20 protein-coding genes are annotated in these 24,871 nt (G+C 49.2%); 12 read left to right on the top strand and 8 right to left on the bottom strand.

The genetic code is table 11. The features are described 5' to 3' along the window. Nucleotides 1-84: 84 nt before the first annotated feature. Together dinF and BN1044_RS00430 are read left to right on the top strand one after the other, a co-directional pair. Nucleotides 85-1,425 carry an MATE family efflux transporter DinF gene (gene dinF, locus BN1044_RS00425; protein ID WP_072307083.1) on the top strand — a complete coding sequence of 447 codons (1,341 nt, stop codon included), beginning with the start codon at nucleotides 85-87 and terminating at the stop codon, nucleotides 1,423-1,425. Between the two features lie 327 nt (nucleotides 1,426-1,752). Next, nucleotides 1,753-1,962, top strand: a complete 210-nt coding sequence (locus tag BN1044_RS00430) for a CsbD family protein (RefSeq protein WP_025802413.1) — start codon at nucleotides 1,753-1,755, stop codon at nucleotides 1,960-1,962. 192 nt (nucleotides 1,963-2,154) lie between these two features. Here the strand turns inward: BN1044_RS00430 and zur are convergent, their stop codons facing one another. The 4 genes from zur to BN1044_RS00445 form a co-directional block, all read right to left on the bottom strand. Beyond that, nucleotides 2,155-2,664: a zinc uptake transcriptional repressor Zur gene (gene zur, locus BN1044_RS00435; RefSeq protein WP_043490474.1), complete on the bottom strand. Its 510-nt coding sequence runs from the start codon at nucleotides 2,662-2,664 to the stop codon at nucleotides 2,155-2,157. Between the two features lie 305 nt (nucleotides 2,665-2,969). After that, nucleotides 2,970-3,272, bottom strand: coding sequence for a chemokine-binding protein (locus BN1044_RS00440; RefSeq protein ID WP_072307084.1), 303 nt, complete (start codon nucleotides 3,270-3,272; stop codon nucleotides 2,970-2,972). A 116-nt stretch (nucleotides 3,273-3,388) separates the two neighbouring features. After that, entirely contained in the window at nucleotides 3,389-3,550 is a 162-nt protein-coding gene (locus BN1044_RS23505) for a hypothetical protein (RefSeq protein WP_165490603.1), read from the bottom strand. A 121-nt stretch (nucleotides 3,551-3,671) separates the two neighbouring features. After that, nucleotides 3,672-4,277, bottom strand: coding sequence for a TetR/AcrR family transcriptional regulator (locus tag BN1044_RS00445; protein WP_040044772.1), 606 nt, complete (start codon nucleotides 4,275-4,277; stop codon nucleotides 3,672-3,674). Nucleotides 4,278-4,597: 320 nt separating this feature from the next. Here BN1044_RS00445 and dusA point away from each other — a divergent pair, with 320 nt between their 5' ends. Then, complete coding sequence (gene dusA / locus BN1044_RS00450) at nucleotides 4,598-5,614, top strand: tRNA dihydrouridine(20/20a) synthase DusA (RefSeq protein WP_072307085.1); 1,017 nt, start codon at nucleotides 4,598-4,600, stop codon at nucleotides 5,612-5,614. A gap of 156 nt (nucleotides 5,615-5,770) precedes the next feature. After that, nucleotides 5,771-5,992: an envelope stress response protein PspG gene (gene pspG, locus BN1044_RS00455; protein WP_025802403.1), complete on the top strand. Its 222-nt coding sequence runs from the start codon at nucleotides 5,771-5,773 to the stop codon at nucleotides 5,990-5,992. Between the two features lie 257 nt (nucleotides 5,993-6,249). Here pspG and BN1044_RS00460 read toward each other — a convergent pair whose 3' ends face one another. Further along, nucleotides 6,250-7,236: a quinone oxidoreductase gene (locus BN1044_RS00460; protein WP_072307086.1), complete on the bottom strand. Its 987-nt coding sequence runs from the start codon at nucleotides 7,234-7,236 to the stop codon at nucleotides 6,250-6,252. A 99-nt stretch (nucleotides 7,237-7,335) separates the two neighbouring features. On the opposite strand from BN1044_RS00460, the gene dnaB reads away from it, so the two are divergent. Both dnaB and alr read left to right on the top strand, forming a co-directional pair. Next, a complete protein-coding gene (gene dnaB, locus BN1044_RS00465) occupies nucleotides 7,336-8,745 on the top strand; it encodes a replicative DNA helicase (protein ID WP_004093484.1) in 1,410 nt (469 codons plus the stop codon). Nucleotides 8,746-8,824: 79 nt separating this feature from the next. Continuing rightward, nucleotides 8,825-9,904: an alanine racemase gene (gene alr, locus BN1044_RS00470; RefSeq protein WP_072307087.1), complete on the top strand. Its 1,080-nt coding sequence runs from the start codon at nucleotides 8,825-8,827 to the stop codon at nucleotides 9,902-9,904. A 73-nt stretch (nucleotides 9,905-9,977) separates the two neighbouring features. Here the strand turns inward: alr and yqhD are convergent, their stop codons facing one another. After that, nucleotides 9,978-11,135: an alcohol dehydrogenase gene (gene yqhD, locus BN1044_RS00475; protein WP_025802396.1), complete on the bottom strand. Its 1,158-nt coding sequence runs from the start codon at nucleotides 11,133-11,135 to the stop codon at nucleotides 9,978-9,980. A 207-nt stretch (nucleotides 11,136-11,342) separates the two neighbouring features. Here yqhD and BN1044_RS00480 point away from each other — a divergent pair, with 207 nt between their 5' ends. Together BN1044_RS00480 and BN1044_RS00485 are read left to right on the top strand one after the other, a co-directional pair. Continuing rightward, nucleotides 11,343-12,254, top strand: coding sequence for an AraC family transcriptional regulator (locus tag BN1044_RS00480; RefSeq protein WP_072307088.1), 912 nt, complete (start codon nucleotides 11,343-11,345; stop codon nucleotides 12,252-12,254). A gap of 30 nt (nucleotides 12,255-12,284) precedes the next feature. Further along, nucleotides 12,285-13,568, top strand: coding sequence for an alpha/beta fold hydrolase (locus BN1044_RS00485; protein WP_072307089.1), 1,284 nt, complete (start codon nucleotides 12,285-12,287; stop codon nucleotides 13,566-13,568). A 103-nt stretch (nucleotides 13,569-13,671) separates the two neighbouring features. Here the strand turns inward: BN1044_RS00485 and BN1044_RS00490 are convergent, their stop codons facing one another. Further along, a complete protein-coding gene (locus BN1044_RS00490) occupies nucleotides 13,672-14,304 on the bottom strand; it encodes an outer membrane protein (RefSeq protein WP_072307090.1) in 633 nt (210 codons plus the stop codon). Between the two features lie 537 nt (nucleotides 14,305-14,841). Continuing rightward, nucleotides 14,842-16,569: a cellulose biosynthesis regulator diguanylate cyclase DgcQ gene (gene dgcQ, locus BN1044_RS00495; RefSeq protein ID WP_168780304.1), complete on the bottom strand. Its 1,728-nt coding sequence runs from the start codon at nucleotides 16,567-16,569 to the stop codon at nucleotides 14,842-14,844. A gap of 309 nt (nucleotides 16,570-16,878) precedes the next feature. On the opposite strand from dgcQ, the gene BN1044_RS00500 reads away from it, so the two are divergent. The 4 genes from BN1044_RS00500 to BN1044_RS00515 all read left to right on the top strand — a co-directional run bounded on the left by BN1044_RS00500 (nucleotide 16,879) and on the right by BN1044_RS00515 (nucleotide 24,790). Further along, nucleotides 16,879-18,177, top strand: coding sequence for an SrfA family protein (locus BN1044_RS00500; protein WP_072307091.1), 1,299 nt, complete (start codon nucleotides 16,879-16,881; stop codon nucleotides 18,175-18,177). 18 nt (nucleotides 18,178-18,195) lie between these two features. Next, entirely contained in the window at nucleotides 18,196-21,156 is a 2,961-nt protein-coding gene (locus tag BN1044_RS00505) for a virulence factor SrfB (RefSeq protein WP_072307092.1), read from the top strand. Next, the gene (locus tag BN1044_RS00510; RefSeq protein ID WP_072307093.1) at nucleotides 21,153-23,555 is read left to right on the top strand and encodes a putative virulence factor; all 2,403 of its coding nucleotides are present in this window, start codon (nucleotides 21,153-21,155) and stop codon (nucleotides 23,553-23,555) included. The genes BN1044_RS00505 and BN1044_RS00510 overlap by 4 nt, the downstream gene beginning before the upstream one ends. A 287-nt stretch (nucleotides 23,556-23,842) precedes the next feature. Next, nucleotides 23,843-24,790 carry a VirK/YbjX family protein gene (locus BN1044_RS00515; RefSeq protein WP_072307094.1) on the top strand — a complete coding sequence of 316 codons (948 nt, stop codon included), beginning with the start codon at nucleotides 23,843-23,845 and terminating at the stop codon, nucleotides 24,788-24,790. Nucleotides 24,791-24,871: the final 81 nt, after the last annotated feature.

The following is a 24,871-nucleotide window of genomic DNA, read 5'->3' on the forward strand; positions in this document are numbered from 1 at the left end:
GCTTTTTTATGCGGCATATTTGTTCATGTCTGAAACCTTTTTTTGTTGGGATAACGAGTAGGTTATCTGGAATGAATTCAAAAAATGAAAATGCTTACACCAACCGATAAGGCGCTGTGGATCCTTGCACTGCCGATGATCCTGTCGAATATCTCTGTTCCTTTATTAGGGTTAGTCGATACCGCTGTGATTGGGCACTTGGATAGCCCTGTTTATCTTGGTGGCGTAGCCGTTGGCGCGATGGCTACGTCATTCTTATTTATGCTGCTGTTGTTTTTACGCATGAGCACCACGGGGCTGACTGCGCAAGCATTCGGCGCGGGGGATAAAACTGCGCTGGCTCGCGCGCTTGTGCAGCTGCTGCTCATAGCGTTGCTGGCAGGGGTTGCTATTATCGCGCTGCGACAACCTTTGATTAACGGCGTGCTGCGGATTGTCGGCGGCCATGAAGATGTGCTGGAGCAGGCTCGTTTGTTTATGCAGATCCGCTGGCTTGGTGCGCCTGCTACGTTGGCAAACCTCGTTATTCTTGGTTGGTTGCTAGGCGTTCAATATGCCCGTGCGCCGGTCATATTGCTGGTTGTGGGCAATGTTATTAACATCACGCTCGACCTGTGGTTTGTTGTTGGTCTGGGCTGGAAAGTGCCCGGAGCGGCAAGTGCCACGGTGATTGCTGATTACGCGACCTTTTTACTCGGGATCGGCCTTGTTTGGCACGTGATGAAGCTGCGCGGCCTGCATCTGGAATATTTCCGCAATGCGTGGCGGGGAAATCTTCGCCGCCTATTGGCGTTAAACCGTGACATCATGCTGCGTTCTTTATTGCTGCAATTATGCTTTTCATCGCTGACTATCCTTGGGGCCAGAATGGGAAGCGAAGTGGTGGCGGTGAATGCGGTTCTGATGAATTTACTGACATTTACCGCCTATGCTCTGGATGGCTTTGCCTATGCGGTGGAAGCTCATTCAGGGCAGGCCTATGGTGCACGCGACGGTCGTAAACTGCAGAAAATTTGGCATTCCGCCTGTCGGCAGGCCGGTATCGTAGCGGTATTTTTTGCCATGCTGTATGCCGTATTTGGCCAGCAAATCATTCAGATATTAACTTCGTTGCCAGAAGTACAATCGTTGGCGTTGCACTATCTGCCATGGCAAATTGTTTTACCGCTGCTGGGCGTATGGTGTTACCTGCTGGATGGCATGTTTATCGGTGCGACGCGCGGTGCTGAAATGCGTAATAGCATGGCCGTTGCCGCTGCGGGTTATGGTTTAACATTGTTCACGCTTCCTTGGTTAGGTAATCACGGTTTATGGCTAGCTTTAGCGGTATTTTTATCACTACGTGGTCTTTCCTTATGGATCGTCTGGCGGCGTCATTGGCGGGAAAAAACATGGTTTCCAGCCAATAATGTTGAATTAAATTAGGTCGTTATAGCGTCAAATAATCAGGGCAATGTGATAATTCCGATAGTTTTTGCATTGCCCTAAAATGACGCGTTATTAATATTTGCTTACATTCTAACTGATAAAAATTATTCTCCGCTTATTCCCTGTTTTCTCTCTGCTTTTACGCCTTGTTGCGAAAGTTTTTTGTTTAATATTGCCGATTATCTAGCTGAAAATATTTTTATGCTCAGTATCCGCTAGTCTTAATGGTGAACGTTAACTGATGCCTCACATCGCAGTTATTAATTTAATCGAGTACAGATGTGTGGGGAATATATTCCATTACATAAGTGATACGGAGTTATTATGAATAAAGATCAAGCGAGCGGTAACTGGAAGCAGTTCAAGGGAACAGTGAAAGAAAAATGGGGTAAGTTAACCGACGATGATCTTACCGTAATCGAAGGGAAACGTGACCAGCTGGTAGGTAAAATCCAGGAACGCTACGGCTATCAGAAAGAAGCCGCTGAGAAAGAAGTTAAAGCATGGGAAGATCATAATAAATATCGTTGGTGATATTTAATCCTACTTGCTAAATAATCGCTCTGCAAACACGCATTATAAATAAAGAACGGATACGAATATTAAAACGGAAAATATTCCTTTATTGATATTCCTTTATTAATAATGTGCCACTGCTGATATTAATTGCAGATGATTAAAAAAAGAGCCGCAGGTGCGGCTCTTTTTCATTCTATTATATAAAAACTATTTTTTCTTTTTTGGTTCTGAATGATCGTGATGGCACGTATCGCGGTTATCGCAGGATTCTATTTTCCCACAGTCTCGACATAAACCATGTGCTTCTACCACGCTATGCTGCAGCGAGAATCCAGTCAGTGCTGCAAGCTTTTCTAAATGTTCCTGCACATCCTGTGTGGTTTGTTCAGTCACTTGACCACAGCGATGGCAAATAAATAATGCTGACGTATGACTTGGCTCTTCGATGTGATGGCACATCACGTAGCTATTAGTGGACTCCACTTTGTGAATGAAGCCTTGTTCTAGCAAAAAATCGAGGGCGCGATAGATAGTCGGCGGCTTAGCCTGCGGCTCAGAAACACGCAGCAGATCCAGTAAATCATAGGCACTAATCGTGCCTTTCTGGCAAGCCATCAGACGCAATACCTCCATTCTTTGCGGAGTCAGTCGAACATTGCGTTGCAGACAAATCTCTTCTGCCTGTGCGAGCAGTCGCTCTAACGAGGTTGTGGTCATGATGTTTTGCTTCCGGCCAAGCCAATAGGGTGCCGTTATTTTAACATAGTTATACCCGTCATACTTCAAGCTACATTTTTGTTGGCTGCGTTCCTTCACCCGAATCACTGACTTGAGTCAGCTCATCGGGATTCACTCGCTTGCCGCCTCAATGTAACTCGAATTATTTTGGGTATATACCCATCAATGGCTCAAGCTACATTCTTGTTGGCTGCGTTTGCCTGATACCCAAAATAAAACGGGCTGACAGGGGATTCCCGTCAGCCCGCTTTTACTTAAGGCGGCAGTGGCAAATATACAATCTGTTATTTGATTTCAGACTGATGAGCATAGGCGTCGCCGTTATTCAGATTATTGATAACAGTTGCGCGTTGATCCTGTGCACTCAGCTGTGAAAATGTTGCGCTACCGTGAACCGTCGGTGTTGCAATACCGGCTTCATGCAGTTTTTGTTTAGCCATCATCTGATGAGCGTAAGCAGAGCCGTTACGGTTTGAATATGCCAAGGTGCTTTGTTCTGCTGGGCTGAGGTCAGAAAATGATTGAGCGAAGGCCGAACCAGTTAGGGTAAGAGCAACGATAGCAGACAGTAAGATTGAAGTTTTCATGATTTTCTCTTCTTTAAATTTTTTGAAGTAGGTCAGGGCACACAGTGGCGACTCACTGACCTACTTTGCAGGTTTTAATAACGAATTCAATTCTGTATGGCACTGGGCAATGCCGATTATTTATTGATAGTGATCTGATGAGCTTGAGCACTACCGTTGTTCAGATGATTAACGACGGTTGCGCGTTGTTCGCTAGCAGTCATATCTGAAAAGCTTTGTGCAAAAGCGGAACCCGCAAGGGCCAGAGTCATTAGTACGGTCAAAGTGATAGTTTTCATGGTGTCATCTCGCTAAATGTGTGATCTAGATACTGATTTAATAGACCAGTCGTCTAGTTAAAGGGTAAAAAATAATGCCAAACGTTTTCACGCAGGCATTCATTGTGCTGCGATTGTCTCTTTAAATGGTGCCGGGCTTCAGCAAGCGTTCCGTACGCTGCATGGCTGAAACAAACGGTGCATCAGATCTATTGACCTTTGCCCGTAACGCTGCGCCTAACCATAAAGAGTATAGTGAATCTGCGAGTAGTTCGGGGGATTCTTCAATCACCAGCGACCCTTCTTCAACGCCAGACTCGATACTCGACTGCAACTGGGCGATGACGCGTGTGATACCAGAATCTAATGCTTCACGCATAACCTCTGATAAATCACTGACTTCACCCGCCAGTTTTACGACCAAGCACTTGCTGTGACATACCGTTTCACAGCTTTGCGTCATCCAATGTGAGAAATAATCTAACAAATGCTGACGCTGTGTCTTTTGCCCATCCGAAAATTTCTCTTTCAGCATGATCACGTAATCGCTGAAATAACGGGTAAGCATAGCTTCACCAAACTTCTCTTTAGATTTGAAGTAATGGTAGAACGAACCTTTTGGTACCCCTGCGGTAGCCAGAAGCTCATTTAAACCCATCGCTGTAAAGCCAAGGTTTAAAATCAATTCTTCACCCACATCTAAAATGTGCTCGCAGGTGTTATTGGTCGTGCTTGTCGTTTTGTTCATGTGAGTTACTATAGTAGACCGGTTGGTCTAAGTCAATAATCAAGTAAATCTGTGAACCAGATCACGCATGTATGGATATGTTTACACACAGGGTAACGCTAGCCACAGTCGCTAATGGCAGTAAGAGTATCTCAGTTCTGCCGAAAAATCAGGTATCTCACGTTTTCTCGAACAGTGTGCTTGAGCCTCTGGCTACTAGGTATGAGCGCGGAAGTCTGTGGGTTAAGCCCAAATTCACGGTATACTTGCCCAATATCCACGGTGATACTGTTTTTTCTAAGCGCCGTATCTGATTCAAACTGACTGAAATCCTGAGAATAATGACCCAAAACGCCAATAATCCTTCTTCTGCTATGCCATTCAGCCAGAGTCGCTTTTCCGTTGCGCCGATGCTGGATTGGACCGATCGCCATTGCCGCTATTTTCATCGTAAGCTGACTAAACAGACGCTTCTATATACCGAGATGGTGACCACCGGTGCCATTATTCACGGTAAAGGCGACTACTTAGCTTACAGCGAAGAAGAACATCCGCTGGCGTTGCAGCTGGGAGGAAGCGATCCTGAAGCCCTAGCGCATTGTGCGCGTTTGGCCGAGCAGCGCGGCTATGATGAGATTAACCTCAACGTAGGCTGTCCTTCGGATCGCGTTCAAAATGGTCGTTTCGGCGCGTGCCTGATGGGCGAAGCCCAACTGGTTGCCGACGGTATTAAGGCTATGCGCGACGTGGTTTCTATTCCCGTTACCGTGAAAACGCGTATTGGTATTGACGATCAGGATAGCTACCAATTTTTGTGTGATTTTATCGGCATAGTTTCAGGTAAAGGCGAATGTAATAGCTTTACGGTTCATGCGCGCAAAGCGTGGCTCTCAGGCTTAAGTCCGAAAGAAAACCGTGAGATCCCGCCGCTCGATTATGAGCGTGTTTATCAGTTAAAACGTGACTTCCCCCATCTAAACATCGCCATCAACGGCGGGGTTAAAACGCTGGAAGACGCCAAAATTCATCTGCAGCATCTGGACGGCGTGATGATGGGGCGCGAAGCCTATCAGAGCCCAAGCATTTTGGCGCATGTCGATCGCGAGTTATTTGATCCTACTGTAGAAGTACCGAACAGCATTGACGTGGTACGTTCTTTGTATCCGTATATTGAACGTGAATTGGCTAATGGAACCTATCTGGGCCATATCACGCGCCATATACTCGGCATATTCCAGAGCATTCCGGGCGCTCGCCAATGGCGTCGTCATCTGAGTGAAAATGCGCACAAGGCGGGAGCTGGTGTTGAAGTGGTTGAAGCTGCGTTGCAATTTGTTAGCCAGCCACGTGGCGAATAAAACTAAATTTTAGTAAAACTCATCAGGCGCTGTTGCATAAGCGGCAGCGCTATCTTGTAAAATCATATGGTTACGTAATTTCTATTCTTGGCATGATTCTTGTAAATCACTGAGTAGTCGACGGTATCACCGTTGTATTTCACTCAGGAGATCACCATGTTGGAAGTCCTCTTTATTCTTGGCTTTTTTGTCATGCTGATGGTGACCGGAATTTCAATTCTCGGCATTATCGCCGCCGTGGCCGTTGCCACACTGTTTATGTTGTTTGGTGGCCTGTTTGTGATGGTCTTTAAACTGCTGCCGTGGATTGCTTTGGCTATTGTGGTGGTGTGGATTTATCGCTCCATGCAGAAACCACAGACGAGGCGTTATTATTAGGTATCTATTCTATGCTCGTTCGGCGAAGAGTTTCGTCCGCCTGAATGCATAAGCTTTCCCATGAATAACAGATGTAGGCGTCCGACGAAAGGTTGCTGGCGCGCAACCTCTCGACTCTCGCGCTTTTCACTGAGTCGCTTGCCAGCCCGGTCTCGGAGCGCACATCCTGTGCGCCCTCAACCTGCCGCCAGCTTCCCTGCTGGCGGCTCTGAGACGGTGTCATTAAACATAATTTTTCACTGTGATTACATCGGTAACTACTCCGGTATCAACAAACTCGATCCCTGTGTTCCGCGACTTTGCAGGGTTTCATGCGCTTTTTTCGCATCCGCTAAAGCAAATTTTTGTGCATCGGGCACATCGACGTTAATCGCGCCGCTGGCGATCAGCGAAAATAGTTCGTGACTGGCGCTGAGTAAATCCTGATGGTTATTGATGTAGCCGTTGAGAGAGGGGCGCGTGACATACAGCGATCCTTTCTGGTTTAAAATTCCCAAATCGACGCCGGTAACAGGGCCTGAAGCATTGCCGAAGCTCACCATCAGGCCGCGTTTTTTCAGGCTATCGAGTGAGGCCAACCAAGTGCTTTTTCCTACCGAGTCGTAAACCACGCTCACTTTTTCGCCATGAGTCAGCTCGGACACGCGTTGGGCAATGTCTTCGGTTTGATAATTAATGGTTGCCCATGCCCCCGCCTGTTTGGCGCGCTCTGCTTTGGCATCGGAGCCCACGGTGCCAATCAGTTTGGCGCCGAGCGCTTTTGCCCACTGGCAGGCGATTTGGCCGACGCCACCGGCTGCGGCATGGAATAAGAAGATTTCACCTGCTTTAATTTCATAGGTTTGACGCAGCAAATAGTGCACGGTCAGGCCTTTTAAGAATGCGGCGGCACCTTGTTCAAAGCTAATGGCTTCGGGCAGCAACGCAACTTTCTCGGCTGGCACGTTATGAACGGTGCTGTAGGCGCCGAGCGAGCTTTGCGCATAAACTACGCGGTCACCCACTTCTATGCTGGTTACGCCTGCGCCCACTTTTGTCACGACGCCAGCCGCTTCGGTTCCTAGCCCTGATGGAAACTGGGGAGCTGGGTACAGTCCGCCACGAATATAGGTGTCAATGTAGTTGATTCCGATCGCTTTATTGCTGATTTGCACTTCACCAGCCGCGGGGTCTTTTGGCGTAAACTCTACATATTCAAGAACTTCTGGCCCGCCGTGGGCGTTAAACTGGATACGTTTTGCCATCGTCTTTCCTCAGATGCATAGTGTCATTGTTATAATCGAAAATCGGGCACATTCAGGTATACTGACGCGTCTTTCATTAACAGGTAAAGCATTCCCACTATGGCAGGAAATAAACCCACCAACAAATCAAACGAGACCCCGCGCGACAGGCAGATGGAGGGGCTCAAGCTACCACCACATTCGCTGGAAGCGGAACAGTCCGTGTTGGGCGGGTTGATGCTGGACAACGAGCGCTGGGATAACGTGGCAGAACGCGTCGTCGCTAACGATTTCTACAGCCGTCCACACCGCCTCATCTTTACTGAAATGCAGCGCTTGCTAGAAATGAGCAAGCCTATCGACTTGATCACGCTGTCTGAATCATTAGAACAGCGTGGTGAATTAGAATCGGTGGGCGGATTCGCTTATCTGGCTGAGCTGTCAAAAAACACCCCAAGTGCGGCAAACATCGGTGCCTATGCTGATATCGTGCGTGAACGTGCGGTAGTTCGCGATATGATCTCCGTAGCCAACGAGATCGCCGATGCGGGCTACGATCCTCAGGGGCGTAGCAGTGAAGATCTGCTGGATCTAGCGGAGTCTCGCGTATTCCAGATTGCTGAGAATCGTGCGAACAAAGATGAAGGGCCGAAAAGCGTCGATCGTATTCTCGAACAAACGGTCGCGCGAATTGAACAGCTCTACCAGACGCCACACGATGGTGTAACTGGCGTTGATACCGGCTATCAGGATCTCAACAAGAAAACCGCAGGTTTGCAGCGCTCTGATTTAATTATTGTGGCTGCGCGTCCATCGATGGGGAAAACCACCTTCGCGATGAACCTGTGTGAAAACGCCGCGATGACGCAGGATAAACCGGTGCTGATTTTCAGTCTGGAAATGCCCGGTGAGCAGATCATGATGCGTATGCTGGCTTCCTTGGCGCGCGTCGATCAAACCAAAATTCGTACCGGCCAATTAGATGATGAAGATTGGGCGCGAATTTCCAGCACTATGGGGATTCTGCTGGAAAAACGGAACATGTATATCGATGATTCCTCCGGCCTGACGCCAACGGAAGTGCGTTCGCGCGCGCGCCGTATTTTCCGCGAACATGACGGCCTTAGCCTAATCATGATCGACTACCTGCAGTTGATGCGGGTTCCGTCTTTATCAGATAACCGTACCTTGGAAATCGCGGAAATTTCTCGCTCACTCAAAGCGTTAGCGAAAGAGTTGCAGGTTCCGGTAGTGGCGCTGTCTCAGCTTAACCGCTCCTTGGAGCAGCGTGCCGATAAACGCCCGGTTAACTCCGACCTGCGTGAATCGGGCTCAATCGAGCAGGATGCCGACTTGATCATGTTTATCTATCGTGACGAGGTTTATCACGAGAACAGCGATTTAAAAGGTATTGCTGAAATTATTCTGGGTAAACAGCGTAACGGCCCAATCGGCACGGTTCGCTTAACCTTTAACGGCCAGTTCTCACGTTTTGATAACTACGCGGGCCCGCAGTACGACGACGAATAATCGAACGAGCAGCAACATTGAGCTCGTTTAGTAGTAGGTGTATTTATTAACTCATTTGAGAAATCGGGAAGGAATAGAAATGAAAGCGGCAACCGCAGTCATTGATCGCCGCGCTCTGCGACACAACTTTCAGCAAATTCGTCAATTTGCGCCGCACAGCCGACTGATAGCCGTTGTAAAAGCCAATGCCTATGGGCACGGGCTTTTAGAAACTGCCAAAACGTTAAAAGATGCAGACTGCTATGGCGTGGCGCGTATCGGAGAAGCGCTGAAACTGCGTTCAGGCGGTATCGTGAAACCTATCCTGATGTTGGAAGGTTTTTTCTCTGCCGATGATCTGCCGGTTTTAGTTGCTAACAATATCGAGACGGCTATTCACAGCGATGAACAGCTGCAGGCTTTAGAAGAGGCTGATTTAGAGCGCCCGATTAAGGTTTGGATGAAACTCGATACGGGCATGCATCGTTTGGGAGTACGTCCAGAGCACGCGGAAGCTTTCTATCAGCGTCTTTCCAACTGTCGCAACGTTGAGCAGCCCGTGAATATCATGAGCCACTTTAGCCGTGCGGATGAGCCCGAAACGGGAATGACTGAAGCTCAATTGGCCTGTTTCGATGCATTTGCTACGGGTAAGCCGGGCTTGCAGTCGATAGCGGCTTCCGGCGGTATTCTGCTGTGGCCCCAGTCGCACCGCGATATGGTGCGCCCAGGGATTATCCTGTATGGCGTATCGCCTTTAGCGGAACCTTATGCCGATCATTACGGCTTACAGCCGGTGATGACGCTAAAATCTAGCCTAATTGCCGTGCGTGAGCACAAAGCCGGTGAGCCCGTTGGCTATAACGGAACTTGGGTTAGCCAGCGTGATACGCGTTTAGGCGTGGTCGCGATTGGCTATGGCGATGGTTATCCGCGCAGTGCGCCTTCGGGAACCCCGGTGTTGCTGAACGGTCGTGAAGTGCCGATTGTTGGCCGCGTATCTATGGATATGATTTCAGTCGATTTAGGTCCTGAAGCCAAAGATAAAGTGGGCGATGAAGTGGTGCTGTGGAGTGCTGAACTACCGGTTGAGAAGATTGCAAGCTACACGGGGATCAGTGCTTACGAATTGATTACCAAGCTGACTCCGCGTGTGACGATGGAGTATGTCGGCGAGTAACCGTTAGGCTTAACCCCCTCCCAACCTCCCCTGCGAAGGGGAGGTTGGGAGGGGGTCAGTCTTTCAGTTATTTTTACAGCGACGCTTCGTAAATCTTACGGCTATCTTCCAGCGTGATATCACTGTTTTCGCCCAGCGCGGTCATGCCGTGCTCTTCCAGTTTTGCCAGCAGGCCTGGGATGGAGCTGGCATCAACGCCGTAATCTTTCAGATACGTTTTAATGCCCATTTCTTCGAAGAATTTACGCGTAGCGGCAATCGCTGCATCAATGCGCTGTTCTTCATTACCTTCACGAATATTCCATACGCGCTCTGCATATTGCAGCAGCTTAGCGTGTTTCTGCTGGCGTTTTGCTTGCAGCAGAGAAGGCAGAACTACGGCTAAGGTCTGTGCGTGGTCCATACCGTGCATCGCAGTTAACTCATGACCCAGCATATGCGTTGCCCAGTCCTGTGGCACACCTGCACCGATCAGGCCGTTCAGCGCCATAGTGGCACTCCACATAATGTTGGCACGAACATCATAGTTTTCAGGCTCAGCCAGCGCACGTGGGCCTTCTTCGATCAGGGTCAACAGCAGACCTTCTGCAAAGCGATCCTGAACTTTAGCGTCAACAGGGTAAGTCAGATATTGCTCAACGGTATGAACAAACGCATCCACTACGCCGTTAGCCACCTGATGAGCTGGCAGCGTGTAGGTTACAACCGGATCTAGGATAGCGAACTGAGGCATTACGAATGGAGACTGGAATGCACGTTTGTCGCCTGTTGCACGGCGAGTGATAACTGCGCCCTTGTTCATTTCAGAACCGGTCGCTGGCAGGGTTAATACCGCTGCCAATGGGATTGCGCTGGTGATTTTGCTGCCGTAGGTTTCAAGAATGTCCCAAGGCTCGCCGACGTAGTTTGCCGCTGCGGCAATGAACTTGGTGCCATCAATAACGGAACCGCCGCCCACTGCCAGCAGGAAATCGATTTTTTCGTTGTGAACCACTTCAACGCATTTCATCAGCGTTTCGTAAGACGGGTTTGGTTCAATGCCACCGAATTCAAATACGTGTAAACCTTTCAGCGCCGCATGAACCTGATCCAAAACGCCGGTGCGTTTTACGCTGCCGCCGCCGTAGGTGATCAGGATGCGGGCATTTTCGGGTACTTCGTTGCGCAGATTAGCGATTTGGCCTTCGCCGAACAGAACTTTAGTTGGGGTGTGGAGTGTAAAATTTTGCATTGAAATTAGCCTCAGTATTTATTTTGATTCGTTATGCTTTGGCCGTCGACGCCATTGCATTTTCTGAATGCTATTCTGGGCGCAATGAGCGTGTGGCTCAATGCTCATTTCTGTTGATGACTTGCCTATTTCTACAATCAACTGTAGAAATAGAGATGTATTTGGCATCATTCATTGCACTTTATTTGGTTCGGCGGGGATTGGTCAATGTTAATCGATGAGCGGTGGACTCAGCTTGCACAGCAGCTAAGCCGTCAGGTGGTTCAGCCTGGAGTGAGTGCGTCACCGATTGAGAATGTAAAAATAATCTATGCAAATCAGCATCAGCCGCGTACGCCGGTGATGTATGAGCCTTGTATTATCATTGTGCTGCAAGGGCATAAAGTGGGCTATCTCGGCGAGCAGGTATTTCGCTACGATCCCACTAATTATCTGCTCATGACGCTGCCATTACCCTGTGAATGTGAGACGTTTGCCACTCCGGATGAGCCGCTGATCGGTTTATCAGTGCGGGTAAACACCAGCATGTTGCAGGATCTCTTAATGGATATCGGTGACGGTTTGGCCGCCAAGCAGCGCTGCCAATCGAGCGGTGTGAAATCGGTGTCATTGGATGAGTCGATGTTTTGTGCCACCGAGCGCTTGGTCGACGCGATGGCCAATCCATTACAAGCTCGTGTATTAGGGCCGCAAATTGTGCGCGAAATGCTGTTCCACGCGCTGTGTGGAGACGGTGGCGAAGCGCTGCAGGCGCTAGCCAACCGTCACAGCCACTTCAGCCAGATCGCTAAGGCGCTGCGCCTGATCGAACAGCAGTACTCTGATAGCCTCAACGTTGATTTGCTGGCGCAGGAAGTGAATATGAGCGTTTCTGCGTTCCACCATAACTTCAAAGCCGTTACGGCAACCTCTCCACTGCAATACATCAAATCCTTCCGCTTGCATAAGGCGCGGATGATGATGTTGCACGATGGGCTAAAAGCCAGCACTGCGGCCATTCGTGTTGGCTATGAGAGCGCCTCGCAGTTTAGCCGCGAATATAAACGTTTCTTTGGTAATACGCCGAGTGAGCAAATGATGCGCTACCGCGAAGGCGGCTTGAGCATTGTTGAGCGATAAAAACGAATTTTACCGCAGGAGTGGTCTGCCATGATTGAAAAGGAATATCTGTTAGCCGGTATGTGGGTGCGAGAGCATCGTGTATCGGTACCGCTGAACTGGTTTGATGAAAATGATCCGCGCCGTATTACGGTTTTTGCGCGTGAGTTATCAGAGGGCGGCAAAGCGGCAGAAGATTTGCCATGTTTGTTGTTCTTACAAGGCGGCCCCGGTGGAAAATCGCCGCGACCGACCAGCAAAGGCGGATGGTTAGGCGAGGCGCTGAAAAGCTTCCGCGTGATCTTGCTTGATCAACGCGGTACGGGGCAGAGCAGCAGGATCGAATCGAGCGTGATCCGCAATATGGACGCGGATCAAACCGCTGACTATCTCAGCTATTTCCGCGCTGATTCTATTGTGGCGGATGCCGAACACCTCAGAAAAACGCAGTTTGGTGGCCGTAAATGGAGCACCTTAGGGCAGAGCTTTGGTGGCTTTATCACCCTGACCTATTTATCTCAGGCCCCAGAAGGGCTTGAGGCCTGCTATATCACCGGCGGTCTACCATCAATTAAACCCGATGCCGAGCTGCTGTATCAGCGCACCTATCAGAAATTGAAGGAAAAGAATCAGATTTTCTTCTCCCGCTATCCTCACATGCAACAGCAAATCAACCGCATTGCGGACGTGCTGAAAGAGCAGGATGTATATCTGCCCGATGGCGATATTCTCACCGTACAGCGTTTGCAAACGCTGGGCATTCAATTGGGTATGAGTGAAGGCTATGAAAATCTGCTGTGGCTGTTTGATGAAGCCTTTAATCATGAAGGTGAGCTGAGCGATACATTTTTATCGCAGGTGATGCATCTCACCGGCTTCACCGAGCACCCTCTGTACGCTGTACTGCATGAAAGCATTTATGCTGATAGCTGCAGTGGGGCGACCAACTGGGCAGCTCAGCGCGTGCATAACACGCTGCCTGAGTTTCAAGCAGATTGCCGTCCGCTATTGTTAACGGGTGAGATGATCTATCCGTGGATGTTTGACGAAATGCAGTGTTTGCGACCGTTCCGCGATGCGGTTCATCAGCTGGCACAACGCTTGGAGTGGCGACCGTTGTACGACGCGGATCGCTTGGCAGCGAATACCGTGCCGGTCGTTGCGGCGGTTTATTACCATGACATGTATGTGGATGTCGGGTTATCGCTGGAAACGGCCAAGCATATTGGCAACGTGGAAACGTGGATCACCAGTGAATTTGAACACAATGGTCTGCGGGTGGGGAACGTGTTTGCTCACCTGCGCCAGATGATGGAGCTGCGCGGCGTGAACTAACAATTCTGTCGTTTTCAAATGTAAAAAAACCCGCCAGTGGCGGGTTTTTTATTACTCATACTTACCAGACATTCTCTAAGCGTAAAGCCTAGAAGAAAAGGTCTTAGAAGTAGTAGTTAACACCAGCGGTGAAATCGTGGGTAGCCACTTTAACTTTGGAAGCTTGTGCAGTTGCATCGCCAGCGTCCAAATATTTGTAGCCCAGATCCAGATCCATGTGGTTGTTGATAGCGTAAGCAACACCAGTACCAACGCTCCACGCGAAGTTATCACCGTTACCAGAGTGGCTAGTGCCGCCCTGAGTGTTTTTCAGGTTTACGTTAGCGTAACCGATACCAGCACTGATGTATGGAGTGAAAGCAGTGTCGGTATTGATGTCGTAGTAACCGTTCAGCATAGCGGTCTGCAGACGTACACGGTTGTGAGTACGAGTGTTGTCAGCTTTGATGAAGTGATCGGTATCAGTAGTATCACGGAATGAATAATCTAATTCTGCACGAACTGGCAGATTGAATTCATTCTGGAAGTTATAACCGAATACCAGGCCAGCGGTGCCAGCTTGTTTGGTATCACGCGGTACGCTGCTGCCAGTTGCAGATTTCTGACCGTGGATTTGCTCCAGGCTGGTACCCATTTTAGCACCAGCATAATAGCCAGTGTTTTCAGAGTTAGCAGCAAAAGCAGAAACAGAAGTTGCTAAGCCGATAATTACGGCCAGGCTAGTTAATTTTTTCATGATAGATTCCAACTTAATAAGTATTTTACTTGTGAAACTATATCATCATGTGACAGTTGTCACAAAAATGAAGACGCTAGATAATAATAGCGATCCCTGTACGAAAATTGAATTATTTTTTTATCAATAAAATCAAATAGTAGTGTTTTTTGTGCGAGTTTGTTTAGTTTTTGTTTAGAGAAAATCCACTTCAGGTAGGAATAGTCTTAATTATAACGTTTACAAGCGATTGATATTTAATCATCATAATTTCGTTACGGACTTAAAATAAACATCTCTTATTCTTTCATGTAATGAGTAAATTTATGTATAGAAAGCATGGTCGGGGATTTACTTATTTTTATTTTTTTTGAATATAACGATAAATAACATCATTTCTCTTTTATCGAATAAATATTCGTTAAATAGGATTTAGTTTAAATATATCTACGGCTAAGAAGTTTCTTGAAAGGAAAATAAATCTGCATGAATATTTATATAATTCATGCAGATACAAAACGTGATCGGGGTCACTTTTATCGACACGTCGCTGACCGGTTATGCATCCATATCGCTGGCACAAACTTGGTTACGTCCTGCCGTTTTCGCTTTATACAGGCGTTTATCAGCCTGCGACTGCAGGCTTTCTATACTGCAACCTGTCGTGCCAGAACAAGCAGAAACCCCCATTGATGCGGTCACTTCTACGGTTCTTCCGTCAGAAAGTGCCAAATTTTGGCGATTAAACTGTGCGTGAATACGTTCAGCAATCGCCACCGCCTCAGAAAGCACGGTGTTTGGCAGCATGATGCAGAACTCTTCGCCGCCAATACGGCCAATGATGTCCTGCTTGCGTAGCATTGATGTCATCGTGTCTGCGGCATGTTTAAGCGCCAGATCGCCAACGTGGTGGCCATAAACATCATTGATATTCTTAAACTTATCCAAGTCGACCTGAATAATAGCCATGGAACGTCCGTAGCACTGGCCTCTGCGCGTTATCTCTTCGGCTTTATCAAAGAAACCTCTACGGTTGAGTAGTTCGGTAAGCGGATCGTGTTCCGCGCGCCAGCTCAGCTGATTTTGTAAGGTTTCCATATTGCGTACTAGCCGCGATATGACGTAATGGGTGCCGATCAGGGTGATAACAAAGAGGCACCACAGCGCGACCAGCGTCAGGCTGATGCGGCCATATTGATCCTGCAGGCCCTGACGCAAGGATTGCAGGCTAATCAAGGTGATATTCGGGTTTTCCATGCGGGTAAATGTCACAAAGCTGGTTCCGATACGGGTTGTACCTTCGCTTTGCTTTAATACGGCTTGTTGCAGCGAAAGGCGCTGCGCCTCCGAAAAGTATTTACCTCGATACCAGCTTTTATCGGAAGATGTAATCGGTTCAAAGTGACTGTCGTACAACATAAAAACGCTGTGCGGATGGGAAGGCAACGCCGCTTGCAGATAGTAGTTCAATCGCTTAATCGAGAAATCCATCCCCAAAATCCCCCACCAACGATCGCCATAATCGACAGGCGCAGTTGCACTGATCAGCATCCCATCTTGCTGGTTGTCAAACATGCGGCTCCAAAATGCTTTTCGGTGTGGATTGGCTTCTGGTGCCGTCATTGGGAAGTAAGGGCGCGCCAACATATGCGTATACAGACCTGAAATCAGCGACTTATCCCGTGGCGGCGTAGAAGACAAGTAGAAGCCCGAGCGCGAGATATAGTAAATCCGCGGCTGTAATGCCTGATTAAGATTGGTGAGCGGCAGCAACGCTTTTAGACGCATCGCGGCATTGAGTTCTGTTAGCCACAGATCGTTATTCGGACGGTCGCTTGAGGGGAGTAAACCAATTTGACTATCACCAATCCCATTGATCGGCGGTGACGCCGAATGAGCATGGCCAGTTTGCCAGATATCTTGCACGCGCAACGTAGCCATTTCAGCTTCAAGCAGCCGTTTTTGCTCCGGCATGATGGGCTGAGAAAGCATATAGCGCATGTAATTACGTAAGAAAAGCAGGTTATCCAAACGAAACTGCATGCGACTTCCAAGCTGTGCGCTCACGTTCTCCAGTCGGTTTAGTTGGCTTGCCTGATAGCCATTGTTCAGCACTTGCCCCTGACGCCAGAAAAGCAACGATGTAAAAATGAAGACAGCAAAGAAGCAGATATTAATAATCCTTTGCGGAGTAAATCGTCGGCTGCACTGGGGCACTGCGGGGGTATCGGACAAACCTTTCTCCTGATGGATATTGAAGCGGCCTTCAATGGCCAATAATTTCATCTGTGAATGCTTATTACGTACGAAATAATGCATTTGTCTTGCTCTGAGTGGAGCATAGCCTATGTGGCGCAGATTTCAGAAATGAATAGATCTAAGATTAATTTAAAGTGAAGGAAATGATTCGCCCATTCAGCCAGATGTTTGGAGTGAAAGAGGGTAGAGCTTGCCTAGAATGACTAAAGTAAAGCACAAGTCTGTGAATTGATTGGCTTAGCACCCGCCATTTTAGCCACTTTTTTGACCGTTTGATTGCCGAGAGAAGATCTTAAAGTAGCTGTTGTAGTCAGACGTCTATCAAAGGGTTAATTCGTGGCAAAACAATTATTACGCAGCGGCAGCTTGGATGATTTTCTCGCGTTAGGCGAAAACGGCCAGCCTGTTTACGCTTCAGCGCTACAGCTAAGAGAAACGCTACGCCTGCGTCATCAGCAACGTATTGCCGATATGTTGGCAGTCCCACAGCCTAATGAAAGCGGCGATCGCATTGATTGGTACGCGCCTACCTCAGGGAAAATAACCTCGTGGATCGCTGCGAGCGATGAAGAGCGCGCCTCTGCGCTGCGCCAGCTAGAGGATTGCCAGCAAACGGTTAATGAACTCAGCCAGAAGGCTCAACTGTCAGAGAAATCGGCGTTGCGTCTGTTTGGTATTTTATTGGCGAAAGCCATGCAGTTCCCCGGCGCTAATCATGTCTTCTTGGTGGATGGCAAACCCGTACTGACTTTTTGGGGCTTTGTGAATCTGGATAAAAAATCCAGAGCCGATGCTTTTGATTGTCTGAGAGCCACGCAGAGTGACGCTGCGACCAGCAAAAATAGAATCCCTGAAACACCGCAACCTATCGCTATACCCACACCGACGCCAACCGAACCCGCACCGCAGAATAACAATACGGCAGCGGTTGAACCCAGCAAAGTGGTGCGCCGCCGAGACTGGCGTCAGCTGTGGTGGTTACCGCTGGCGCTGGTGGTGTTGGGCATACTTTTCTTCCAAATCCGTGCAAAAGGCGATGCGCCTAAACCGGTGGTGAAAGCCTCGGAGACGGTAAAGCAAACAGCCCCTGAGAGTGAAAAGCGCGCTCTGCCATCCCGTGTCGCTGCACCAAAAACACATTTACCCGTTGCCCAGATAGCCGCACCAACACCAACGCCGGTGGTTGAAGTGGTAAAAACGCCCGAGGTGAAGCCTGTTGACGTGCAAAAAACAACGGTATCCGCCGACGCACTAGTGATGCCCGCTGAGGCGGTGAAATTAGGTTCGACGCGTTTTATGAATGGCAAATGGCGTGCCAGTCTGGACATTAAAACCCCGCGCCTTGGCAAACCACCCAGCTTGGTTTATCAAATTAAAAACAGCAAAGGCAGCGTGAAAATCATCCATGGCGATGGCATCAGCTGTAATGCCAATGTCACCGTGGGTCTCATGAGTTCGGGAAGCTTAGTGATAGATAGCCGCACTAAAGCCAAATGCAGCGACGGCTCGCGTTACAAAATTCCACAGCTGATTTGTAAATCGGGTGAAAACGACGTGGCTGACTGCAATGGGCGCTATGACGCCGACACTATCTTGCCAATCAATATGACGCGCATCAGCAAGTCATCTCAGTAAAAATGGATGAATAAAACCATGTTAGCCACCATCACCGATTACAAGCATCAGGTTGCGCTCATTCAGAACAGCGGCATTCAGTTTTTGGATTTTGCCCTCAAGCCCACTTTCTCGGCGGAGCTCCCAGGCAAATTTGTACGCCAAACGGCGAATGGCCCCCTGCTGCGCTTATTGCACAATGCTGAAAGCGATACTTACTGGCTGCCCGCGCCAGCAGGCACACCGCCGGAACGGGTCAAGCCGGAATCGAGCATTTCGTTGGAGCAGTCGCTGCAATTGCTGGATGGGATATGGCTGCCTTTGCCTTTTTTCCGCTTCAACCCTCCGCGCACGTTTTTAGGTGGGCCAGATAACTGGGCAAGAATGCAGGTTTTAGCGTTAGATAAGCCCGATCGAGACGGGAATACCTATCGCGTATGCATGGCATTTGATACGGCTATTTCCGCCGATGGCCACAGTCATGAATCTCTACAACCCAGCGAAAATGATGTTAAAAGCGGTGCGGGTTTTGCGCTGGCCTATCGCAGTGAAGAGTTGGCTGAATTTCTTGACCTGACTTGGGTGGATGGCTGGCTACGCGAGGTCTTCACCCAGCAAGTGATACAACAGGAAGACCGACACTCTGTCGGTGTCCAAACCGCGCTACGTGAGTTTGAGTATCAGGCGCACTACCTCAATATCCTGTATCTGTTAGGCAAGCAGCTTAATGTTCCCACTATCAAGCTCAATACCAGCACGCTGCAAGAGCCCACTGTGCATGTCGATTTGATTATGGATGTTGGGAACTCTCACACCTGCGGAATTTTGGTTGAAGATCATCTTGATGAACTCAATGGTCTGAAGCAAACCTACGAATTGAATCTGCGTGACCTAAGCCAGCCGCACTATGTGTATAACGAGCTGTTTGATAGCCGCGTTGAGTTTTCTCAGGCTGAGTTTGGTAAGCGTAATTTTTCTGTAGAAAGCGGTCGCGAACAGGCATTCGTGTGGCCATCGATTGTACGTGTTGGCCGAGAAGCCAGCCGCATGGCATCGCAGAGAATGGGCACCGAAGGCTCAACCGGGCTTTCAAGCCCACGTCGCTATCTATGGGATGAAGAAGAGTACCTGCACGGCTGGCGCTTTAATGCGCTGAACCAAGCCCAACAAGAGCCGTCTGCGACCGCACTGCCGTTGACGTTTTTGTTAAACGACCAAGGGCAGCCACTCTACGACCAGCCATTAGATGAGCGTTTACCGGTATTTTCAGCTCACTACAGCCGCAGCTCGCTGATGACGTTTATGCTATCTGAGCTATTGTCACAGGCGCTGATGCAGATAAACAGCGTCGCCCAACGCCTGAAAATGACGCATTCCTCAGCGCCTCGCCAGCTGCGCAGCATTATTTTGACTCTGCCTTCTGCCATGCCAAAACCTGAGCGTGAAATCTTCCGTCGGCGGATGTATCAGGCCATTGGCTTGGTGTGGAAAAGCATGGGCTGGCATCCGGCTGACCACGATTTCTCCAGCGAGGCAGATCGGGCAGAAAGCACGGTGCCGGTGCCTGACGTGCAGATGGAGTGGGACGAAGCCACCTGTGGGCAAATGGTGTATCTGTATAACGAAACTCAGGTTAATTTTGGCGGCTGTAGCGAAGAGTTTTTTGCTAGCCAAGCGCGAACCGACCGCGAGCTGGCTGAAGGTGAAGTTGCCGGAAAAACGCTGCGTATTGCGTCGATTGATATTGGCGGCGGCACCACCGATTTAGCGATCACCCAGTACCGTTTGGACGATGGCGCTGGCAGCAACGTGAAAATTATTCCGCGTCTGCTCTTCCGAGAAGGCTTCAAGCTAGCAGGCGACGATATTTTGTTAGATGTCATTCGCTTATATGTGCTGCCTGCCTTGCAGAATGCGTGCCGGAAGGCAGAGGTTGCCGACAGTGATGAGCTGATGAACAAGCTGTTTGGCGACGGCAGTATTTCTGCGCTACGCCAGCAGGCAACGTTGCAGGTATTTAGCCCGATTGGGCGCGCTATTCTTGAGTCTTACGAACGTTACGATCCCTTAGATACCGCCGCTGAAATCGATGCAACCTTTGGCGAGCTTCTGTCTCAACTGCCAACGGATAAAGTGCAGGAATATATTAATAACAGCGTACAGCGTGCTCAGCCCGCTGATGCGGTACCTTTTGATATTTTGCAGGTTCCGCTGATCATCAAGTTAAGCAAACTCCACGCGGAGTTCTTATCTCCGCGCATGCGTATCACGCAGCATCTGCGTTCACTGTGCGAAGTGGTTGCGCTGTACTCCTGCGATGTATTGCTCCTGACGGGGCGCCCTTCGCGCTTTCCCGGCATCCAGGCGCTATTCCGCCATTTGCAGCCGTTGCCGATTAACCGCATTTTGCCGCTTGAGGGCTATCACACCAGTGAATGGTATCCGTTTAATAAGCGCGGACGCATTGATAACCCGAAATCTACCGCTGCGGTGGGGGCAATGCTCTGCTTACTGGCGGTGAATCTGCGCTTGGCGAGCTTTAACTGCAAAGCCGGAGATTTCCAGCCCTACTCGACGGTGTGTTATCTCGGCATGTTGGATGGTAATCAGACATTAATGACCAGCGATGTTTGTTATAGCGATATCGATCTCGATAACCCGGATTTTGAGCTACCGAGTGACGGTTCTTTCCAAATGCGTGGCCCTGTGTGCTTGGGGTTCCGCCAGCTCGACAACGATCGTTGGCCCGCATCGCCGTTGTATCGCTTATCTATTGCTGACCAACAACTGGCGCGCAAAGTGGCGGGCGAGAGCGTGCTACACGTGAGATTAGCTATCGAAGCGGAAACCCCAGAACAAGGCCCTGAGCGCTTTAAACTGGCTGAAGTGACGCTGGATGACGGCACTCCCGTGCCTCTACATCACTTAAAACTAAAACTGAATACCTTATCGGATAGCACCCATTATTGGATCGATAGTGGGAGCGTATTTAGCCAATGAAACCATTGAATTCAAAACAAATTAACAACCAACTTCAGGTTATCACGCACCATGTCGATCAGGCGCTTGATTGGTTAGAAAACGCCCGTCAGCACTCGCCAAGATTAAATATTGAGGCTGACAGCCTGCGTGTAAAACTACATCGCTGCCGGTATCAGGCTGCGTCGATGCAAGAACTGCCGCAGCATTTGCCAAGTATCGGTTTTTTTGGCCTCTCGCAGGCGGGAAAATCCCATCTGATAGGCGCGCTCGCGGCGGATGAGTCTGGCCGGTTAGCCTTGAATCTGGCAGGGCGCACGCTGGATTTTGATACTCATATCAATCCGGGGAATCAGGCCTGTGGGGTGGTAACAAGATTCACTCATCGGCCCGGCCTCAATAACCATGATTACCCGATAGAGATCGCCATGCTGGCTGAGCATGAGCTGGCGAAAGTTATGGTTGATGCTTTTATTCATGACTTTGCAACGGATGATGCTGCCCAAGAGTATGACGAGGGGCTTATTGCCGAGCACCTTTCCGCCTTGTCTGCACTATGCTTGCCAGAGCCTGTTGCCGGATTTAGCGAAGAGGATGCGGTTGCGCTATGGGATGCGGTGAATCACCGCATTGGCTCACGCGGGAAAACGCTGGATCGCTATTTTTGGCCTTCGGCTGTGCGGCTGGTGCCGTATTTGAGCGTGGATAACCGCGCTCGCCTATTCTCGTTACTATGGTCTGAGCAGGAAGAACTGACCGCAGCGTACGTTGGCTTGGGCCATATCTTGCAGCGCTTATCCAGCGTTGAGCGCGTTGCTGCTCCGCTCAGTGTTCTGGTTGATAGTATGCAGTTGCCGACGGAAGGCGTGCTCAGCGTTGACGTGTTAGACAACGCAAATTCGCCGCTCGATTTTAGCGTACAAGTTTGTCCGCTGGTGAAGGGAAGAGCGATGAAGCCCGTTGAGTTGTCCATTTCTGAGCTAGCGATACTGGCGCGTGAGATAACGCTGCCGCTGGCAAGTATGTCGCGTGAAGCTCAGTTTCAGCCAATAGACGTGCTGGATATCCCCGGTTTAGGGCAGTCTCTTGAAAGTGAATTTGAACCCGCACGTTCGCTGCTTCACGTTTTGCAGCAAGCCAAGGTTTATGGATTCCTTGAGCGCTATACCGATAATCAGCAGATGGCCGCATTAATGGTGTGCACGGCGGCAACGGCACGATCTCAAACCCACCGAGTGGGCAAAGTTTTGGCTCATTGGGCGAAAGGTATGCGCGGTGATGCAGAACAGCGTAAGCCAACGCTGATTTGGGCGTTGACCGCTTTCGACCAGCGGGTTACGCAGGGTAAAAACTACGATGAGGCCGTGCAGCGCCATGTTGGTTTACCCGGTGATAACTGGGGGTCAATGTTGGTCACGGATAAAAGCGGCGTGCGCCGCATGGTGGACTACTTAGCCTCCGAGGCAAACAGTGACGCAACGCTAAGGCAGTTAACGATAAAGCTAGAGGCGCTGCGCCGAGATCTGACCGAGAATCTGTTAGGAAATTGGTTGTTATTGAATGAGCAACAAGAAGGGCAAGAAAAACAGCGCATTGCACAGACTCTGCTGAAAACCCTGCAAACGCGTACCGGCGTGCATGGGGAACTGCTGGAACGGCTGCTGCCAACGCGTGATGAGCTTCGACGCCTTTATTTGCAGCAACGGCTACAGCAACGATTTGTCACTGAGTCAGCGGCGAACGGCGGCGAAAACGCGTTACCCATGATGAATAACGATCCGTTTGGTATTGAAATGAATATTGATCTGGTGGCGGATACGGTGAGCGAGCCAAACGCGGCAGAGCAACAAGCGTTACCTGTGGGTAATTTTGCCACCCAGACCTATCAATATTGGGTGAACCATCTACGTAATCTATCTGAGAACGGCGCGTTATTAACGCTACTTGGCGTTGCAAAGCCGGAGCTGGAGCTTCTTTTGCAAGAGCTAATCACGGCCAGCGTGCGCATGGAGATCCCGCGTTCGCTGTCGCAGACGGTATTTAACACTGAGCTGACCGGCGCTGATTATCAGATGCTGGCCGATCGACACGTGTCGCACGTACTCGGCGTATTAGGTAATTTTGTGGCGTGGTTAGGATTTCATAGCGTTGCTGAAGCGGAAAAGCCGGATAGTCGCGTGAATCGTGGGCAAAAGATCTTTGCCAAACCGCCAGCCATGAACGCTGCGGGGTGGGACAAATCCCAACGTTTAACTAAGCTTTCCGCGACTCCATCGAACAATACGGGTTTTTATATTTATGATTGGCTGGTGGGGTTAAGCGAGATGATTATTCAGAACCAAGGGCATTCTGCCGCGCGTGAGCTTAGTCAGCAGCAAGAAATGCAGCTGAGGAAAATCGTAGAGGCGCTTGCGGCATAACCTGAACGGGTTCATGGATGAACCCTAAGTTTTTTTCCTGCTGGACGAAATATTAATCACCGCAGAATGTTTCGATATTTTCATCTGTGGTAAGGGATTGTTTCATCATCTTCCCTCTGTATCGGTACTACACCCCGTCAAATCTCTTTCTGTTTATGTTTCGTTGAATTTTCATAGCTCAAACTTATAGCTAAACCACTTCCAGTCTCTCCCGTTTTTTGGGTTTTTACCTCAGGGAGCCATCTGCAGCTGGGATCTCTAATTATCACTAATTTGTTGGGGCCAATATGAGCTTTCTCAAAAAATGGCGGCGCCAAAGTGGGCTGTGGCGTTCACTGAATACGGGCTATGATTCCGTTAAACTTGGTTGTCGTATCGCGGCACTGCCAACGTTTGAGTACATCAAATATAAAAAGATGTGTAATGAATATTACAGTGCTCAATTGTTGACTCCAGTGACGAATACTATTTCGCATCCTTTCATCAAAAGACCCGTCAACAAGTACCTCAATCGCAATTGGTCTGGTAAACAGAAACTACGTACTGCGATGAAAACGCTGGATATCATTGAACATGCTTTTTCACGTCAAGCGCTAGAAACGCTCTATTCAGCAGACAACGACGGCATTGTGCTGGCTAATATTGAGCTTAAGAGCGGCGATATTGCTCAGTTGAAGCTTATGCGCTCCAGATTCACTCGTGAGGGGGATCTTGGCTTATATCTATTTAATGAAAACCAAGAAGATGTTTATGGTCTGACGTTTTCTTTTGGGCCGAAAGGTGAGCTTTACCTCTCCGGATTGCAGGGGCCGAATGCTGAAAACGGGGCAGAGATCGTTAAGAGTATGACCAAGCTGATGCATGGCATGCGTCCGAAAAACCTGCTTATTTCGGCGCTGTATGCGCTGGCGCAGCATTTTCATATTTCAACCATCGCTGGTGTGGCGAATAAAGCACATATCAAAAGCCAACATTTGAAATCGAGCTACGATAATTTTTGGCTTGAGTGTGGCGGCGAGTTGAATAGGCAAGGATGGTACTGCTTGCCTAAAAGCGAGCCAGAGCGCGATATTGAAACGGTAAAAAGCCAGCATCGTTCTGCGTTCCGTAAGCGCGAAGCGCTGCGTGAAGAGGTTACCGGCGCTGTTTCCCGCAACTTACAGCGTTATGCTGTGGGGAATGAATCTATAACCGCGAATGAAGATGAAGTGGTGTTTAGCCAGCAGTTATTGTGAATTAAATACGGCTATTCATTCTCATAGATAAAAAACCCGCCTTTGGCGGGTTTTTTTACAACATAACGTGTTTATAAGAGT

The organism is Hafnia alvei (assembly GCF_900095695.1).
Lineage (GTDB): Bacteria > Pseudomonadota > Gammaproteobacteria > Enterobacterales > Enterobacteriaceae > Hafnia > Hafnia alvei_B.